Source organism: Massilia aerilata (assembly GCF_042656905.1).
In the GTDB taxonomy this organism is placed as follows: Bacteria; Pseudomonadota; Gammaproteobacteria; order Burkholderiales; family Burkholderiaceae_D; genus Telluria; species Telluria aerilata.
Genome location: NZ_JBHSMZ010000001.1, coordinates 113,415 through 128,666 on the forward strand (window position 1 = coordinate 113,415; position 15,252 = coordinate 128,666).

General features: G+C 66.7%; 14 protein-coding genes and 1 pseudogene. 7 read left to right on the plus strand and 8 right to left on the minus strand.

Translation table 11 applies throughout. The features are described 5' to 3' along the window. Positions 1–2: 2 nt before the first annotated feature. The 4 genes from ACFPO9_RS00470 to hmgA form a co-directional block, all read right to left on the minus strand. Positions 3–1,526 carry an FAD-dependent monooxygenase gene (locus tag ACFPO9_RS00470; RefSeq protein ID WP_379765419.1) on the minus strand — a complete coding sequence of 508 codons (1,524 nt, stop codon included), beginning with the start codon at positions 1,524–1,526 and terminating at the stop codon, positions 3–5. Next, on the minus strand, positions 1,523–1,648 hold the full coding sequence (locus ACFPO9_RS00475; protein WP_379765422.1) for a hypothetical protein: 126 nt from the start codon (positions 1,646–1,648) through the stop codon (positions 1,523–1,525). The genes ACFPO9_RS00470 and ACFPO9_RS00475 overlap by 4 nt, the downstream gene beginning before the upstream one ends. Before the next feature lie 67 nt (positions 1,649–1,715). Beyond that, on the minus strand, positions 1,716–3,026 hold the full coding sequence (locus ACFPO9_RS00480) for a hemolysin family protein (RefSeq protein ID WP_379765425.1): 1,311 nt from the start codon (positions 3,024–3,026) through the stop codon (positions 1,716–1,718). Positions 3,027–3,235: 209 nt separating this feature from the next. Next, positions 3,236–4,528: a homogentisate 1,2-dioxygenase gene (hmgA, locus tag ACFPO9_RS00485; protein ID WP_379767562.1), complete on the minus strand. Its 1,293-nt coding sequence runs from the start codon at positions 4,526–4,528 to the stop codon at positions 3,236–3,238. 130 nt (positions 4,529–4,658) lie between these two features. Here hmgA and ACFPO9_RS00490 point away from each other — a divergent pair, with 130 nt between their 5' ends. The 6 genes from ACFPO9_RS00490 to ACFPO9_RS00515 all read left to right on the plus strand — a co-directional run bounded on the left by ACFPO9_RS00490 (position 4,659) and on the right by ACFPO9_RS00515 (position 10,933). Beyond that, positions 4,659–5,564, plus strand: coding sequence for a LysR family transcriptional regulator (locus ACFPO9_RS00490; protein WP_379765428.1), 906 nt, complete (start codon positions 4,659–4,661; stop codon positions 5,562–5,564). A 30-nt stretch (positions 5,565–5,594) separates the two neighbouring features. Further along, positions 5,595–6,674 carry a 4-hydroxyphenylpyruvate dioxygenase gene (gene hppD / locus ACFPO9_RS00495; protein ID WP_379765431.1) on the plus strand — a complete coding sequence of 360 codons (1,080 nt, stop codon included), beginning with the start codon at positions 5,595–5,597 and terminating at the stop codon, positions 6,672–6,674. 324 nt (positions 6,675–6,998) lie between these two features. Beyond that, positions 6,999–7,313: a hypothetical protein gene (locus ACFPO9_RS00500; protein WP_379765434.1), complete on the plus strand. Its 315-nt coding sequence runs from the start codon at positions 6,999–7,001 to the stop codon at positions 7,311–7,313. A 35-nt stretch (positions 7,314–7,348) separates the two neighbouring features. Next, positions 7,349–7,714 (plus strand): CidA/LrgA family protein, encoded by a 366-nt coding sequence (locus tag ACFPO9_RS00505; RefSeq protein ID WP_379765437.1) that lies wholly within the window; start codon positions 7,349–7,351, stop codon positions 7,712–7,714. Next, entirely contained in the window at positions 7,707–8,462 is a 756-nt protein-coding gene (locus ACFPO9_RS00510) for an LrgB family protein (RefSeq protein WP_379765440.1), read from the plus strand. Before ACFPO9_RS00505 ends, ACFPO9_RS00510 begins: the two co-directional genes overlap by 8 nt. A gap of 86 nt (positions 8,463–8,548) precedes the next feature. Beyond that, the gene (locus tag ACFPO9_RS00515) at positions 8,549–10,933 is read left to right on the plus strand and encodes a sensor domain-containing protein (protein WP_379765443.1); all 2,385 of its coding nucleotides are present in this window, start codon (positions 8,549–8,551) and stop codon (positions 10,931–10,933) included. Between the two features lie 111 nt (positions 10,934–11,044). On the opposite strand, the gene ACFPO9_RS00520 is transcribed toward ACFPO9_RS00515, so the two are convergent. Then, a complete protein-coding gene (locus ACFPO9_RS00520) occupies positions 11,045–11,623 on the minus strand; it encodes a hemerythrin domain-containing protein (protein ID WP_379765446.1) in 579 nt (192 codons plus the stop codon). Between the two features lie 152 nt (positions 11,624–11,775). Further along, complete coding sequence (locus tag ACFPO9_RS00525; protein WP_379765449.1) at positions 11,776–12,276, minus strand: arsinothricin resistance N-acetyltransferase ArsN1 family B; 501 nt, start codon at positions 12,274–12,276, stop codon at positions 11,776–11,778. A gap of 151 nt (positions 12,277–12,427) precedes the next feature. On the opposite strand from ACFPO9_RS00525, the gene ACFPO9_RS00530 reads away from it, so the two are divergent. After that, positions 12,428–13,315 carry a ZIP family metal transporter gene (locus tag ACFPO9_RS00530; protein WP_379765452.1) on the plus strand — a complete coding sequence of 296 codons (888 nt, stop codon included), beginning with the start codon at positions 12,428–12,430 and terminating at the stop codon, positions 13,313–13,315. Here the strand turns inward: ACFPO9_RS00530 and ACFPO9_RS00535 are convergent. Continuing rightward, entirely contained in the window at positions 13,312–14,928 is a 1,617-nt protein-coding gene (locus tag ACFPO9_RS00535; RefSeq protein WP_379765455.1) for an EAL domain-containing protein, read from the minus strand. The genes ACFPO9_RS00530 and ACFPO9_RS00535 overlap by 4 nt on opposite strands. 106 nt (positions 14,929–15,034) lie before the next feature. Then, positions 15,035–15,252: pseudogene (locus ACFPO9_RS00540) on the minus strand (transposase); the annotation flags it as partial.

Consider the following 15,252-nt stretch of genomic DNA (forward strand, 5'->3'; position numbering starts at 1 on the left):
AACTAGGCAAAGCGCCTGTAGCCGATCTCCTTGAAGTAATCGCGCAGTGCTTCCACCTTCCCACCCGCATCCGCGAAGCCCACATACCCATCCGGCCGTACCAGGTAAACCGCATTCCGCGTCAGGCCCGCATGCTCGTGCGCGCGCTCCCAGTCGAACACGCGCAGCGGCAGGCCGGTGTGGTGGCACCAGGCCGAGAGCGCGTCGCTGGCGTCGCCGTACACCTGCACCTGCCAGTCCACCGTGCCGGTCGGCCCGAAGTTGTCGATGGCGGCGCCGGCCGCCCAGGGCAGGCGGTCGCCGCCTTTCACCTTGCCGACCGAGCCATGGCTGAGCGCACTGCCGTGGTAGTTCAGCATGCACTGCGAAACGAGCCGGAACATGAATTCCTTTACCGCGCCCACGCTGTAGGCCGCGCTGACGAACAGCGGCGCGATCCGCGTGCGGACGAAGTTCGCGAAGTTGCCTTCGGCGGAGACGAAGCTGAACACGCGGTCGGTGGTTTCGACCAGCTTATGGGCGAAGGCCAGGCGCTCGCTGTCGAAGCTGTCCAGCAGGCGCTGGTCGGCTTCGCCGCGCAGCACCGCTTTCAGCTTCCAGGCCAGGTTGATGGCGTCGCCGATGCCGGTGTTCATGCCCTGGCCGCCGGCCGGGCTGTGGATGTGGGCGGCGTCGCCGAGCAGGAAGACGCGGCCGTGCCGGAAGTGCTCGGTCAGGCGGTGGTGCACTTTATAGGTCGAGAACCAGTTCACCTTCTTCACCTCGACGCCGAGGCCGTGGAGGGCGCGCTCGCCCACGTCCTCGAAGCCCAGCTCGCGGTCCGGCGAGACGCGGTCTTCGCGGATGCTGCCGATCAGCCGCGCCTGGCCGTCGGCGGCATAGGAGAACAGGGCGAGGAAGTCGGCGTCGTCGAGCGACAGGTGGACCTGGCCGTCGGCCGGCGGGCCTGCCGCGATGACGTCGGCCACGTAGAACAGCTGGTCGTAGGTGCCGCCTTCGAAGCCGGCATTCAGGCCGTGGCGCACCGGCGACCTGGCGCCGTCGCAGCCGGCCAGGTAGCGCGCTTCGCAGGACTCTTCACCCTGCGGTCCGCGCAGGCGCACCTGCACGTGGTCGTCATGCTGCTCGAAGCCGAGCAGCTCGGTCTCGCGCTCGACCTGCACGCCCATGTCTTCCAGGTGCGCGATCAGCAGGCGCTCGTGGCGGTCCTGCGGGTAGACCAGCAGGAAGGGGTAGGGCGTGAACCCGGCGCCGGCGTCGCCGAAGCTGATGTGGGCGCGGCGCTTGCCGTGCACCCAGAGGTTGATGCCGGGATTCGGCATGCCGGCCGCCACCACTTCCTCGGCCAGGCCGAGCTGGCGGTACAGTTCCAGCGTGCGCGCGTGGACCACCACGGCGCGCGAAGTGGTGCCGGGACCTGCGGTCTTGTCGACGATGCGCACGCCCACTCCCTGGCGTGCCAGCCACAGGGCCAGCACCAGGCCGGTCGGGCCGGCGCCGGCGATGAAAACGTCCTGGCGGTTCATGGTGCCTCCGATGCGGTTTGCAAGCGCCTGCGGGAAGAGCGCCAGGCGGCGATGCGCTCGCTGACTTCGAACACGGCCATCCCGGCAATCATGGCCGCCACGAACAGCCAGTCGATGTTCATGGGGGGCCTCCTGTCAGCTGCATTCTGGCACCTGTGCCCGCGCTGTCAAGCACCGCGCCGGCGCGAGTCAGCCCTCGGGGCGCTTGACGGGTATCACCATCAGCCGGTCGATCCGGTTGCCGTCCATGTCGGCCACCTCGAAGCGCCAGCCTTCCCAGTCCAGGGTTTCGCCGGGTTTCGGGATGTAGCCGAGCTGGTAGAGGATGAAGCCGGCCAGCGTGTGGTAGGCGTCGTCGCCTTCGTCGGGGAATCTCAGCTCGGCGCCGGTCAGGTAGCGGAAGCGGTCGAGCACCATGCCGCCGTCGATGAACCAGCTGCCGTCCTCGCGCCGCACGGCGTCCGGCGCTTCCTCGTCCTCCACCGCCGGCACTTCGCCGACCAGCGCGGTCATGACGTCGGTGAGGGTGATCATGCCCTGGATTTCGCCGTATTCGTCGACGACCATGGCGAGCTCCGCGTGGTTCTTCTTGAGCTGTTCGAGCAGGTCGATCGCGCTCACCGATTCCGGGACGTAGAGCGGCACGTCGAGCTCGGCCTCGATGTCGATCTCCTGCAGCGAGCCCTTGCGGATCGCCTGGCGGAACAGGTCGCGCGCGTTGACGATGCCCAGCACCTGGGAGCGGTCGCCGCGGTAGACCGGGAAGCGGGCGAAGGGGATCTCGGCCAGGCGCGCCAGGTTTTTGTCCAGCGGTTCGCCGAGGTCGAGGAATTCGAGGTCGACGCGCGGCGTCATCAGCGCCCGCAGATGCCAGTCGTCCAAACGCAGGGCGCGCGCGGCGATGTCGTATTCGGCCTTCTCGAACACGCCGGCGTCGGTGCTCTCCTTGATCATGCCGGTGACTTCTTCCTCGGTCGGCGTTTCATCCTTGTGGTGGCGCATGCCGAGCAGGCGCATGATGAAGTCGGTGGTCAGCGACAGCAGCTGCACGAAGGGGTGCATCAGGCGCGACAGCTGGCGCAGCGGCCGCGCCACGCGCGAGGCCAATACTTCCGGATAAAGTATGGCGATACGCTTGGGGACCAGTTCGCCCAGGACGATCGAAGCGAAGGTGATGCCGACCACCACCACGCTCAGCGCGACCGGGCGCGCGTAATCCTCGGGAATGCCGGCCGCCACCAGACCGGGCACCATGCGCGCCACCAGCGAGGCTTCGCCGAAGGCGCCGTTGAAGATGCTGATCAGGGTAATGCCGACCTGGACGGTGGAGAGAAAGCGGCTGGGGTCGTCGTTCAGCTTGATGGCGCTGCGGGCGCCGGCGCTGCCGTCGAGCGCCATCTTTTCGAGGCGCAGGCGCTTGGCCGAGACCACGGCCAGCTCCGACATCGCGAAGATGCCGTTGAGCAAAATTAGAGCGAAAATGATGATGATGTCGGCCATGCGCTTCCTGAATGTGTTGTCGGCCTGATCATCGCATGGCGGCAGGGCTGCGCCAACGGGCGCACGATACCTTGAGGACAAGAATGGATGAGAAGCATGAAAAACTTGCTTTTCAGGTAATCGTACGCACACTCGACGGCTTGCGGCAACATCGGGGATGACGCGGACGCATCCTGCTCTGGTCATTCGGGAGGGCGTGGTGACGGCATCTACGGCATCGCGCTGAAAAAGTCCGGATCGAAATGCCTGCCGATCCCGGCCCAGCAGTCCTGGTAATTCGCCTGCAGCTGCGGCGAATTCAGCGCGTAGTCGGTGGCCGCGATCGGGGTGCGGGTCTCGAACATGAAGGCCATTGTGTCCGCCACCTTGTGCGGCTTGCTCGTGTCCGCGCTGCTGGCCTTGTCGAAGGTCGCCGCGTCCGGGCCGTGGCCGCTCATGCAGTTGTGCAGGCTGGCGCCGCCCGGCACGAAGCCCTCGGCCTTGGCGTCGTAGGCGCCGTGGATCAGGCCCATGAATTCGCTGGCGACGTTGCGGTGGAACCAGGGCGGGCGGAAGGTGTCTTCGGCGGCCAGCCAGCGCGGCGGGAAGATCACGAAATCGAGGTCGTCGACACCGGGCGTGCTGGTGGGCGAGTGCAGCACCAGGAAGATCGACGGGTCCGGGTGGTCGTAGCTGATCGAGCCGATGGTGTTGAAGTGGCGCAGGTCGTATTTATAAGGGGCGTAGTTGCCGTGCCAGGCCACCACGTCCAGCGGCGAGTGCCGGATGGGCGCGGTCCACAGCTTGCCGCCGAATTTCGCGACCAGTTCGAACTCGCCCTCGGCGTCTTCATAGCGCGCCACTGGCGACAGGAAATCGCGCGGATTTGCCAGTCCGTTGGAACCGATCGGGCCCAGGTCGGGCAGGCGCAGCAGGGCGCCGAAGTTCTCGCAGACGTAGCCGCGCGCCGCGCCGTCCGGCAGGTCGACGGAAAAGCGCACGCCGCGCGGGATCACGGCGATCTCCTGCGGTTCGAGTTCCAGCAAGCCGAGTTCGGTGGCGATGGACAGGCGGCCCTGCTGCGGCACGACCAGCAGCTCGCCGTCGGCAGAGTAAAAGTAGCGGCCTTTCATCGGCCGGTTGGCGGCATACAGGTGGATCGCGCAGCCGGCCATCGCGCCCGGCGAGCCGTTGCCGGCCATGGTGACGAGGCCGTCGACGAAATCGGTGGGGGCGTCGGGGATGGGCAGCGGACTCCAGCGCATCTGGTTGGGCGAAGGCGCCAGGCCGTCGAAACCGCCGGCGATGCGGTTCTGTTCCAGCGGCACGAAATTGCCGTGCATGGCCGCCGGGCGGATCCGGTACAGCCAGGAGCGGCGGTTATGGCTGCGCGCGGCGGTGAAGGCGGTGCCGGAGATCTGCTCGGCGTACAGGCCGTAGGCCACGCGCTGCGGCGAATTGCGGTGCGCCGGCAGGGCGCCGGGCAGCGCTTCGGTGGCGAACTCGTTGCCGAAGCCGGACATGTAGCCGTTGGTCAATGCAATCTCCTGATCGTCGTGTGTCGTTTTTGTCACTGTAGAGGAGAGCGGCTAATTTTACGAGATGAATATAAAAATGTAGACTATTCAGCACATCAATAACACTATCGAGCGCATGATCGAACCGTCTAGCATCGACCTGAACCTGTTGTCCGTGTTTCAGGAGGTCTACCGCGAGCGCCAGATTTCGGGCGCGGCGCGCCGCCTCGGCCTGACCCAGTCCGCCGTCAGCAATGCGCTGGCGCGCCTGCGCCGCACCTTCGGCGACGAATTGTTCGTGCGTACCGCGCACGGCATGCAGCCGACGCCGCTGGCGCAGCAGATGGCCGAGCCGATCGGCGCCGCGATGGCCCAGGTCGCGCTTGCGCTGAGCCAGCGCAGCCGCTTCGAGCCGGCGACGAGCACGCGCCGCTTCACGCTGGCCATGACCGACGTCGGCGAGGTCTACTTCATGCCGGTGCTGATCGAGCGCTGCCGCGCGCTTGCGCCGACGGTGGAAATATCCTCGGTGCGCGCCAATGCACTGACGCTGAAGGACGACATGGAAACGGGCAGGGTGGACCTGGCGATCGGCGCCTTCGAAGAGGTGTCGGAAGCCTTGTACCAGCGCCAGCTGTTCCGGCAACCTTTCGTCAGCATGTTCCGCAAGGGGCATCCGCTGGGGTCCGGCGCGGTGGACCTGGCGCGCTTCGTGCAGGCGACGCACCTGATCGTGGACGCGGCCCAGAGCCCCTACGACCGGATCAACGCGCTGCTCGAGAAGGCCGGCGTGACGGCCCAGGCAAGATTCAGGGTGCCGCATTTCACCGCGGTGCCGTATATCGTGAGTACCAGCGACCTGGTGGTGACGGTGCCGCAGAAGCTGGCGGAAAGCGCGGCCAGCCCGTTCGGGCTGAAATGGATCGCGCCGCCGCTGGAACTGCCGAGCTTGCAGACGAACGTGTTCTGGCACCGGCGCTTCAACCATGACCCCGGCGTCCAGTGGCTGCGGGGACTGATCGCGGACGTGTTCGCGGAGTAGCAAATAACCAATGAGATAGAGGACAAGACAATGGCTGACCTGTTTGAGAATCCGATGGGCCTGATGGGCTTCGAGTTCGTGGAATTCGCTTCGCCGACCCCGGGCATGCTCGAGCCGATCTTCGAGAAGCTGGGCTTCACCAAGGTGGCCGTGCACCGCTCGAAGGACGTGGTGCTGTACCGCCAGGGCGAGATCAACTTCATCGTCAACAACGAGCCGAAGAGCGCCGCCGCCTATTTCGCGGCCGAGCACGGCGCCTCGGCCTGCGGCATGGCCTTCCGCGTCAAGGATGCGCACAAGGCTTACGCCCGCGCGCTGGAGCTGGGCGCGATCCCGCTGGAGATCCCGACCGGCCCGATGGAGTTGCGCCTGCCGGCCATCAAGGGCATCGGCGGCGCGCCGCTGTACCTGATCGACCGTTTCGAGGACGGCAAGTCGATCTATGACATCGACTTCGAATTCATCGAGGGCGTGGACCGCCATCCGCAGGGCCACGGCCTGCAGATCATCGACCACCTGACCCACAACGTCTACCGCGGCCGCATGGCCTACTGGGCCGGCTTCTACGAGAAGCTGTTCAACTTCCGCGAGATCCGCTACTTCGACATCCAGGGCGAGTACACCGGTCTGACCTCGAAGGCGATGACGGCGCCGGACGGCAAGATCCGCATTCCGCTGAACGAGGAATCGAAGACCGGCGGCGGCCAGATCGAGGAATTCCTGCTGCGCTTCAACGGCGAAGGCATCCAGCACATCGCGCTGCTGACCGACGACATCTTCGCCACCGTCGACGGCCTGCGCGCGGCCGGCATCCCGCTGATGGCGGCGCCGCCGGAAACCTATTACGAGATGCTGGAAGCCCGCCTGCCGGGCCATGGCGAGGACGTCGGCGCCCTGAAAGCGCGCGGCCTGCTGGTCGACGGCAAGGTCGAGGACGGCTCGAAGCGCCTGCTGCTGCAGATCTTCTCGGAAAACCAGCTGGGGCCGGTATTCTTCGAGTTTATCCAGCGTAAAGGCGATGAGGGCTTTGGCGAGGGGAACTTCAAGGCGCTGTTCGAGTCGATGGAGCGGGACCAGTTGAAGCGTGGGGCGCTCAAGACTGCGGCTTAAACGCCGTCGTTAGCTGCAATACCGTCATTTCGGGCATTGCCCGAAATGACTTCCCGCGCAGGCGGGAATCCAAGTTGCACGCGCTGGCGTAATGCTCGTAGAACTTGGGTCCCCGCCCGCGCGGGGACGACGTTCTAGCGCTGCGGGGGTGACGTTGACGGTTAGTATTTTCAGTCCGCCATCGTTCGCTACCGAAAGTGTTGTACGCATACCGCATACCCGCATTTCCGGTAGTTTTTCACCCCGGATCCGCGCAAATCCGCCGCTGATCCTTCTAGAATTGCCGTGTGGAATCTCTCCACGCTACCCCACACGGACAATCCCATGCATCCCGCACACCGGCTCGCATCCTGCGCCGCCTTGCTGTTCGCGGCCGCCGCGCCGCTTGCCCATGCCGCCGATTCCGGCGCCGCCCTCCATATCGCCGGGACCCAGGCGACACAGAATGCAAGAGTCAACGCAAGCTGGTACCAGGAGCCCGGTGCACGCCTGCCCGGTCTCAGCACCAGGCTGGAAGGCGGCTGGCGCCTGGCCCTGAACCTGGGGCGTAGCGGCAGTAGCAGCGCGCGCGCCGACGGCCGTCCTTTTGCCGCCGGCGGCCGCCGCGCCATGGTGCTGAGCCTGACCCGCCGCTTCTGATATCCTCGCCGGATCGACACGATCCGGAGAAAATCTTGCTGCAAGCGTTTGCCGTCCTGCTGGTGTTCCAATGCCTGGGCGAAGGCCTGGTGTTCCTGGCCGGCTGGCCCGTGCCCGGCCCGGTGACCGGCATGCTGCTCCTGCTGGCGGCCCTGGTCGCCTTTCCGCGCCTGCAGGACGTCGTGGAGGCGGGCGCGAATGAGCTGTTGCGCCACCTGTCCCTGCTGTTCGTGCCGGCCGGGGTCGGCATCGTCGTTGCGGCCTCGAGCGGCAGCGGGCAGTGGCTGGCGATCGCGGCCTCGGTGGTGGCCAGCACCCTGGTCACGCTGGCGCTCACGGCCCTGGTCCTGCAAGGCCTGATGCCGCGCACCAGGCCGGCGCAGGAGCAAAAGGATGTTTAGTTTTAATGAACTGAGTTTCGAGGAGCTGACCCACTTCTGGGTCTACCTGTCGGCCTCGCCGCTGCTCGGCCTCACGCTGACCCTGTGCGCCTATGTGTTCGCGCATTGGGTCTATGCGCGCTGCGGCATGTCGCCGCTGGCGAACCCGGTGGCGATCGCGATCGCCCTCATCAGCCTGGCGCTGGTGGCGAGCGGTATGTCCTACCAGCGCTATTTTGCGGGCGCGCAGTTCGTCCATTTCCTGCTCGGCCCGGCCACCGTGGCGCTGGCGGTGCCGCTCGCGCGCCAGGTGCCGCGCCTGCGCCGCAGCCTGTTCCCGCTGGCCTGCGCGCTGGTTTGCGGCTGCGTGGCGGCGATCGTGACCGCGGTCGTGGTGGCCGTCATGCTGGGCGCTTCGCCCGAGCTGGCGCGCACCATCGCGCCGAAGTCCGCCACCACGCCGATCGCGATGGCGGTATCGGAACACCTGGGCGGAATCCCGGCGCTGACCGCGGTGCTGGTGATCGGCACCGGCATCTTCGGCGCCATCACCGCGCGCTTCCTGCTGAACGCGCTGCGGATCGAATCGCATGCGGCGCGCGGCCTGGCGCTGGGCGTGGCCGCGCACGGCATCGGCACCGCGCGCGCCTTCCAGGTCAGCCCGGAAATGGGGGCCTACGCCGGCCTCGGGATGGGCCTGAACGGCGTGCTGACGGCAATCTTCGCACCCTGGCTGGTGCCCCTGCTGCTGGGGTGGATGGGGCGCTAGCCGTATACTGCAAACCTATCGCGCGCCAGCAACGCTGTGGCGGCGTATGATTGTTTTCCCAGGTAGTCTGGATCAGGAGAACGATCTTGAATCTCTCCCCACTGCCGCTTGCGGTCTTCGTCGTGGATGCCAGCGGCGGAATCACGAGCTGGAACCGGGCATGCGAAAAGCTCGCCGGCTACCCCGCCGCCGAGATGCGCGGCCGTACGCTCGGCGATCTGGTCGAATTCGACGATAAAGCGGGCAAGAACGCATCGATCCAGGCGCGCGTCGACCAGGACAGCGCAGGCACGCTCGTGTGCGCCGACGGCCGCCGGGTGCCGGTGCGCGTGACCGTGGCGCCGCAGTCGCTGGATATCGAACAGCAGGGCAGCTTCAGCGTCATCATCGTGCCGCGCGGCGCCACCGCGCCCTCGCGCTATGCGCTGATCCAGGACCTGCCGGTCAACGACGTCATCGAAGGCTTGCCTTGCGTGTTCTACGTGGTCGACCAGAGCGGCCGCCTGCTGCTGTGGAACCACCAGCTCGAGGAAGCGCTGGAGATGCCGAGCGAGGACTTGCCGACGGTCGAGGTCAAGTACTTCTTCGATGAAACGAACCGCGCCGCAATCGTGCAGAAGATCCTGGACGCCTTCGAGCAGGGCGCGTCCTGGCACGAGGCGGAGCTGGTCGGCCGCCACGGCAAGCGCACCAGCTACCTGTTCCAGTGCGCGCGCACCAGCGTCGGCAGCCTGCCGTGCGTGTTCGGCACCGGGCTCGATATCACCATGCGCAAGGAAGCGGAACATGTGCTGAAGGTGCGCGAGCGCGCCATCTTCGCCAGCGTCAACGCGATCTGCATCACCTGCTGCGACGGCCCGGATAACCGCATCGAATACGTCAACCCGGCCTTCGAACGCATCACCGGCTATACGCTGGCCGAGATCAAGGGCCGCGACCCGCGCTTCATGCGCATCGAAGGCTGCGACAGCGGCGAGCACAAGCGCATCCACGAAGCCCTGCGCAAGAAGCAGAGCGTGCGTTCGGTGCTGCGCAACGCGCGCAAGGACGGCGAAGTGTTCTACAACGACCTGCGCATCGATCCGGTGATGAACGCCGACGGCGAGGTCACGCACTTCGTGGCCGTCATCAACGACGTCACCGAGGCCCGCCACTACGAGCGCCGCCTGCACCACCTGGCCCACCACGACCCGCTGACCGGGCTGGCCAACCGCACCCTGCTGCAGGAACGCCTCAAGCAGGCGATCCAGCACGCGACGCGCAACCATACGACGGGCGCGCTGGCCTTCATGGACCTCGATAATTTCAAGCACATCAACGACAACCTGGGCCACGACGTCGGCGACGCCGTGTTGCGCGAAACCGCCGAACGCCTGCGCGCCAACATGCGCGAGGAAGACACCGTGGCGCGGGTCGGCGGCGACGAATTCGTGCTGGTGATCTGCGACCAGGGCAGTCCGGAACAGGTGGCCGACCTGGTCGAACGGGTGCGCCGCAGCGTCGGCCGGCCGATCCTCCTGGACGGCAAGGAAGTGGTGTCCGGCACCAGTATCGGGGTGGCGCTGTTCCCGCGCGACGGCGGCTCGGTCGACAAGGTGATGCGCGCCGCCGATGCCGCCATGTACCACGCCAAGAGCCTCGGCAAGAACAACTGCCAGTTCTTCTCGGCCGAATTGAACCGCCTGGTGCACGAGCACCTGCTGCTCGAGGCCAGCCTGGGCCGCGCGATCGGCAACAGCGAGATGGTGCTGGGCTACCAGCCCAAGGTCGACCTGCGCAGCGGCAAAATGGTGGGCGCCGAGGCGCTGGTGCGCTGGAACCACCCGGAGCATGGCCTGATGGGGCCGGACAGCTTCATCCCGGTGGCCGAGCAGACCGGGCTCATCGTCCCGCTGGGCGAATGGGTGATCGACGAGGCCTGCCGCGCGCTGCAGGCGCTGCATGCGCAAGGCATCGAAGATTTCGTCATCTCGGTCAACCTGTCCCTGCGCCAGCTGCGCCAGCGCCAGTTCGTCGACCGCCTGGCGGACAGCCTGCGCCGCCACGGCGTGTCGCCGCCCTGCCTGGAACTCGAGGTGACCGAAAGCCTGCTGATGGAGCGCCCCGAGGAAGCCAAGGAAGTGATGGCGCGCCTCAAGAAGCTCGGCGTGCGCCTGTCGATCGACGATTTCGGCACCGGCTATTCGAGCCTGAGCCAGCTGCAGGCCTTCCCGGTGGACCATATCAAGATCGACCGCTCCTTCCTCTGCAACGTCGACAGCAACGGCCACTCGGTGATCACGCGCGCCATCATCGCCCTGGGCCACAGCCTGAAGCTGAAGGTGATCGCGGAAGGTGTCGAGACCCGCGAACAGGTGGCCTTCCTGCGCGACCACCACTGCGACCAGATGCAGGGCTATTATTTCAGCCCGGCGCTCTCGCAGCAGGGCCTGGCGGACATGGTGAGCCGCGGCGTAACACTGCACAGTTAGCGGAGAAAGAGGCGCCCGCCCTCGCGCACGCACGCGAAGACGGGCTTGGCACGGCCGGAGCACGTGCCGGGGGAGCGCAAACGGCAGGGCCGCTGCGGAAGCCTGGAAGTCTCAGGAAGGCTTGCGGGTAAAGGCGCGCGCGGCGAACAGGGCGCCGGCGACGCCCATCACCACGGCGGCGGTGCTGCTGGAGAAGCCAACCGCGGTGTTTTTCGCGATCTTGCCGGCCTTCGGCGTCACCAGTTCCAGGCGGCGCTTGGTCATCTGGGTGCCCAGTTCCGACAGGCGGTCCTTCGTCATGGTCTGCTCGGCTTCGGGCAGCAGCACCGTTTCCTCGTCGGCCACGTGGTGCTGGACGTCGCGCATCAATTCGAACACCAGTTCGTCGTGGCGGCTGTCGCGCGGGTCGGTGTTGCGCAGTTCATGGATCAGGCGGCGCATTTCCATGTGCTCCGGCTCGCTTTTTTCCATCACTTTCTGGTTGCCGGCAAGCGGACGCATCGCCGGGTAGAAGATTTCTTCTTCCAGCGTCGCGTGGATCTCGAGCGCGTCGCAGATGGTTTCGGCCAGGGCTTTCTTCACGCTCGGGCGCTTGTCGCCGGTGTACTGGTGGAAGGTCACCATCACATGCGAGTGATCGAAGCGGATCATGTCGGTGATCGACGGGCTTAGTTTTTTTAGAGAAAACATCATCTTCTCCTGTCGTTGTAGTCGGATAGACAAATGTTAGTGCGCCCGCCATGGCCGCCGCGTAGGAGCGCGGCGCATGGCCGTGTCAGTGCAGCACTCAGGATCAGGCCCGTCCAGGCCCGCAGTCGGTAAAGCCGGGTCGTGGCCTCTGCTCAGGCCAGCGTCAGCTGCCAGTACCCGACGTCGACCCAGGCGCCGAACTTGAAGCCGACCTCATGGAAGCAGGCCACCTGGCGGAAGCCGAGCCGCTCGTGCAGCGCGATGCTGGCGGCGTTCGGCAGGGCGATGCCGCCGATCACGCTATGGAAATGGCCCTGCAGGCGCGCCAGCAGCGCGCGGTAGAGCGCAAGCCCGTGGCCGCGGCCGCGCTGGCCGGGCGCCAGGTAGACGCTGGATTCGACCGAGTTACGGTAGCCGGGCCGCGCGCGCCATGTGCTGGCGTAGGCATAGCCGCGCAATTCGCCGTCCTCGAGCAGCACCAGCCAGGGCAGGCCGCCGCGCTGGATGTCGGCGATGCGCCGGGCCATCTCTTCGGGGGCGACCGGATCGGATTCCATCGAGATCGTGGTGGTGGCCACGTAATGGTTGTAGATGGCGGCGATGGCGGCGGCATCGCTTGGGGTGGCGTCGCGGAGGCTGGAAGAGGCGTGCATGCTATCGGTCCGATAGAGCAAAACTATGAATGGTGTTTATTGCATTATTGCATTGCTATTAGTTTACATCAACCGGATGTCGCTTTTCGTCCTACACGGACACGGCGAACACGCTGATGTATGCGACCAATGGGCCTGCGATCATGGAGCGATGAATACGCAAGCGATACGCGCGCTGACGCCGCGCAAGGCGATCGGGATCCTGATCTGCGGCCTGGGCTGCGTACTGCTGCTCACCAAACTGTTCGCCGGGCTGCTGGACGGCTCGAGCAGCCTGCGCGCCGCGCTGATCGGCGGCGGGACGGCGGCCGCCGCCACCGCGCTCGGCACCATCCCGGTGCTGCTGGCGCAGAATTTTTCGAAGCGGACCTACGACTGCTTCCTCGGCTTCGGCGCCGGCGTGATGCTGGGCGCGACCTCGTTCTCGCTGGTGATCCCTGCGCTGGCCGTGGCCAAGGCCGGCGGCGCCGGCAATTGGGGCGCCAGCCTGAGCGTGGGCGCCGGCATCCTGCTGGGCGCCGGCCTGCTGCTAGTGCTGGACCGCGTGATCAGCACCGACGGCATTCTCAAGCCGAACGAGCTGGCCAGCGCGCATTCCCTGAAGCGTGCCTGGCTCTTCGTCTGGGCCGTGTCCCTGCACAACCTGCCGGAAGGGCTGGCGATCGGCGTCGCCTACGCCGGCGTCGATCTCGGCAAGGCGAATTCCCTGGCCACCGGCATCTCGATCCAGGACGTGCCCGAGGGCCTGGTGGTGGCGCTGGCGCTGCGCACCGTCGGCTACGGGCGCGGCCTCTCTACGTTGCTGGGCGTGGCTTCCGGCCTGATCGAGCCGGTGGCCGCGGTGCTCGGGGTCGCCCTGATCGGCATCTCGGCCGGCCTGCTGCCGTTCGCGCTGGCCGCGGCCGCCGGCGCGATGCTGTTCGTGATCGCCAACGACGTGGTGCCGGAATCGCACCAGCACGGGCATGGCACCTGGGCCAGCGTGGCGCTGATCTTCGGCTTTATCCTGATGACCGTGCTGGATACCGCTCTGGCTTAGTCCTGCGGTTCAGGTCCCGGCCCGGCATGCGTCGGCTGCGGCAGGCACCTGGCCCGGCTCTCCAGCGCCGCGCGGTGCAGGTTGGCGGCATGTTCGAAGCTGGCGGGGTGGCTGAACAGCCAGCCCTGGGCGTAGCCGACCCCGCGCACGCGCAGGAAGGCCGCCTGCTCGTGGTTCTCGACGCCCTCGGCGATCATCCTCAGCTCCAGGTTGTGGGCCATGCCGATGATGTGGCTGACCACCTGGCTGATCGGCGCCCCGGTGCCGATCGACTCGATGAAGGAGCGGTCGATCTTCAGGAAGTCGAGATCCAGCGATTCCAGGTAGGACAGGCTGGAATAGCCGGTGCCGAAATCGTCGATCGCGACCTCGATGCCGCGCGCGTGCAGGGCCGCGATCACTTCGCGCGCCTTTTCCTTGTCGACGAAGCCGCGCTCCGTGATCTCGACGATGACGTTCGAGGGCAGGGCGCCGCTGCGCGCGATCATGCGGTCCAGCATGCCGACGATGGCGGTCGAACGCAGGTCGGCCGGCGACAGGTTGATCGCCACGTGAAAGCCGGGGTGGCTGGCCAGGAAAAGGCCGGCGTCCTCGCACACCAGATCGATCACCCTTTCCGTCAGTTTGCCGATCAGGCCACTGGACTCCGCCACCGGGATGAAAATTTCGGGCGGCACCAGCTCGCCGGCGCCGTCGCGCCAGCGCAGCAGCGCCTCGACCCCCACGCAATGGCCGCTGCGCAGGTCGATCATGGGCTGGTAAGCGATGAAGAACTGGTTGCGGCGCAGGCCCACGCGCAGGCTCGAGACCAGCGACAGCTGCTGGCGCGCCAGCAGCAGCACGGCGGCGGCGGCGGCCAGGCCCGCGAACAGGCCGGCCGGCACCAGGCGCGCGGCGATCTCGCGGGTGCGCGCGGCCAGGTGGGCGATCGGCGTGGCGGCGATGGCGGCGGTCAGGAAGTGCTGCGACCTGACCATGGTGACGAGGTAGCGCCCGTCGCTGAAGGTAAGGCTGGGCTGCTTGCCGAGGCGTCCCAGCCAGGCTGGCGCGATGTAGCCGTGCTGGATGGTGGCGGTGTCGCGCTCCACATGCATGATGGCCAGCGAGACGTCCGGGACGCTGGTCCAGATGTCGAGCGGCAGGTCGCGGTGGATCAGCGCGGCGTAGCTGTCCAGTTCCAGCGCCAGCAGGGGGTGGCCGAAGGTGGTGCGGATCGGGACGTCGAGGTAGAAGTCGACGCCGTTGCCGGTGCGGAAGCTGCGGGGGCCGAGCGGCACCGGGGCCCCGGTCATCGAGGAGCAGACCAGCATGCCGTTGCGCACGTAGCCGATCGCCTGCAGGTAGGTGGAGGTCAGGTCGATTTCGCGCATCAGTTCACGCGCGCCGTCGGAGCAGGGCGGCAGGCCGGACTTGAGCAGCGCCTGGATGCCGGCCAGCGCCTGGCGCCCGGTTTCGTCGGTGCGGTGCAGCACGTCGTGGGCGTAGCCGAGCGTGAGGGCGGATTCGGCGTCGAAGGCCTGGCGCTGGGCCTCACGCCAGACCAGCCAGGGCGGCAGGACGAGCGCCGCCACTGCCAGCATCAGCGTGAGGCCGAACGTCAAATGTCTGCGCATGATGGGCACCCTCGGGACGCCAACGCGGCATTGCCGGGCTGGGCCGGCGCTGGCCAGCCGATTATAGCGAGGGGCGCAAAGACGCAGCGCGCAAAAAAAAGGTTCTTCACGGGTTCCCGGGAAACGCTGCTTTGATCTTGAGGAAGAAGAAGGCGCTATCCCGGTACCCATAGGCCATCCGCTTCATGACTTTGATGCGGTTGTTGATGCCTTCGAGCTGGCCGGTGTGCATCGTCCAGCGCACCCGCGCCAGGATGCCACGCCAATAGGGCGCGAGTTTGTTGGCAAAGCGGGTCAGCGGTTCGACGCCGCTGTCTCGGGCCA

What these genes read in the sequence shown, in the direction of transcription:
- ACFPO9_RS00470 (WP_379765419.1), bottom strand. Translation starts at nt 1,526, where the DNA reads ATGAACCGCCAGGACGTTTTCATCGCCGGCGCCGGCCCGACCGGCCTG.
- ACFPO9_RS00475 (WP_379765422.1), bottom strand. Translation starts at nt 1,648, where the DNA reads ATGAACATCGACTGGCTGTTCGTGGCGGCCATGATTGCCGGGATGGCC.
- ACFPO9_RS00480 (WP_379765425.1), bottom strand. Translation starts at nt 3,026, where the DNA reads ATGGCCGACATCATCATCATTTTCGCTCTAATTTTGCTCAACGGCATC.
- hmgA (WP_379767562.1), bottom strand. Translation starts at nt 4,528, where the DNA reads ATGTCCGGCTTCGGCAACGAGTTCGCCACCGAAGCGCTGCCCGGCGCC.
- ACFPO9_RS00490 (WP_379765428.1), top strand. Translation starts at nt 4,659, where the DNA reads ATGATCGAACCGTCTAGCATCGACCTGAACCTGTTGTCCGTGTTTCAG.
- hppD (WP_379765431.1), top strand. Translation starts at nt 5,595, where the DNA reads ATGGCTGACCTGTTTGAGAATCCGATGGGCCTGATGGGCTTCGAGTTC.
- ACFPO9_RS00500 (WP_379765434.1), top strand. Translation starts at nt 6,999, where the DNA reads ATGCATCCCGCACACCGGCTCGCATCCTGCGCCGCCTTGCTGTTCGCG.
- ACFPO9_RS00510 (WP_379765440.1), top strand. Translation starts at nt 7,707, where the DNA reads ATGTTTAGTTTTAATGAACTGAGTTTCGAGGAGCTGACCCACTTCTGG.
- ACFPO9_RS00520 (WP_379765446.1), bottom strand. Translation starts at nt 11,623, where the DNA reads ATGTTTTCTCTAAAAAAACTAAGCCCGTCGATCACCGACATGATCCGC.
- ACFPO9_RS00525 (WP_379765449.1), bottom strand. Translation starts at nt 12,276, where the DNA reads ATGCACGCCTCTTCCAGCCTCCGCGACGCCACCCCAAGCGATGCCGCC.
- ACFPO9_RS00530 (WP_379765452.1), top strand. Translation starts at nt 12,428, where the DNA reads ATGAATACGCAAGCGATACGCGCGCTGACGCCGCGCAAGGCGATCGGG.
- ACFPO9_RS00535 (WP_379765455.1), bottom strand. Translation starts at nt 14,928, where the DNA reads ATGCGCAGACATTTGACGTTCGGCCTCACGCTGATGCTGGCAGTGGCG.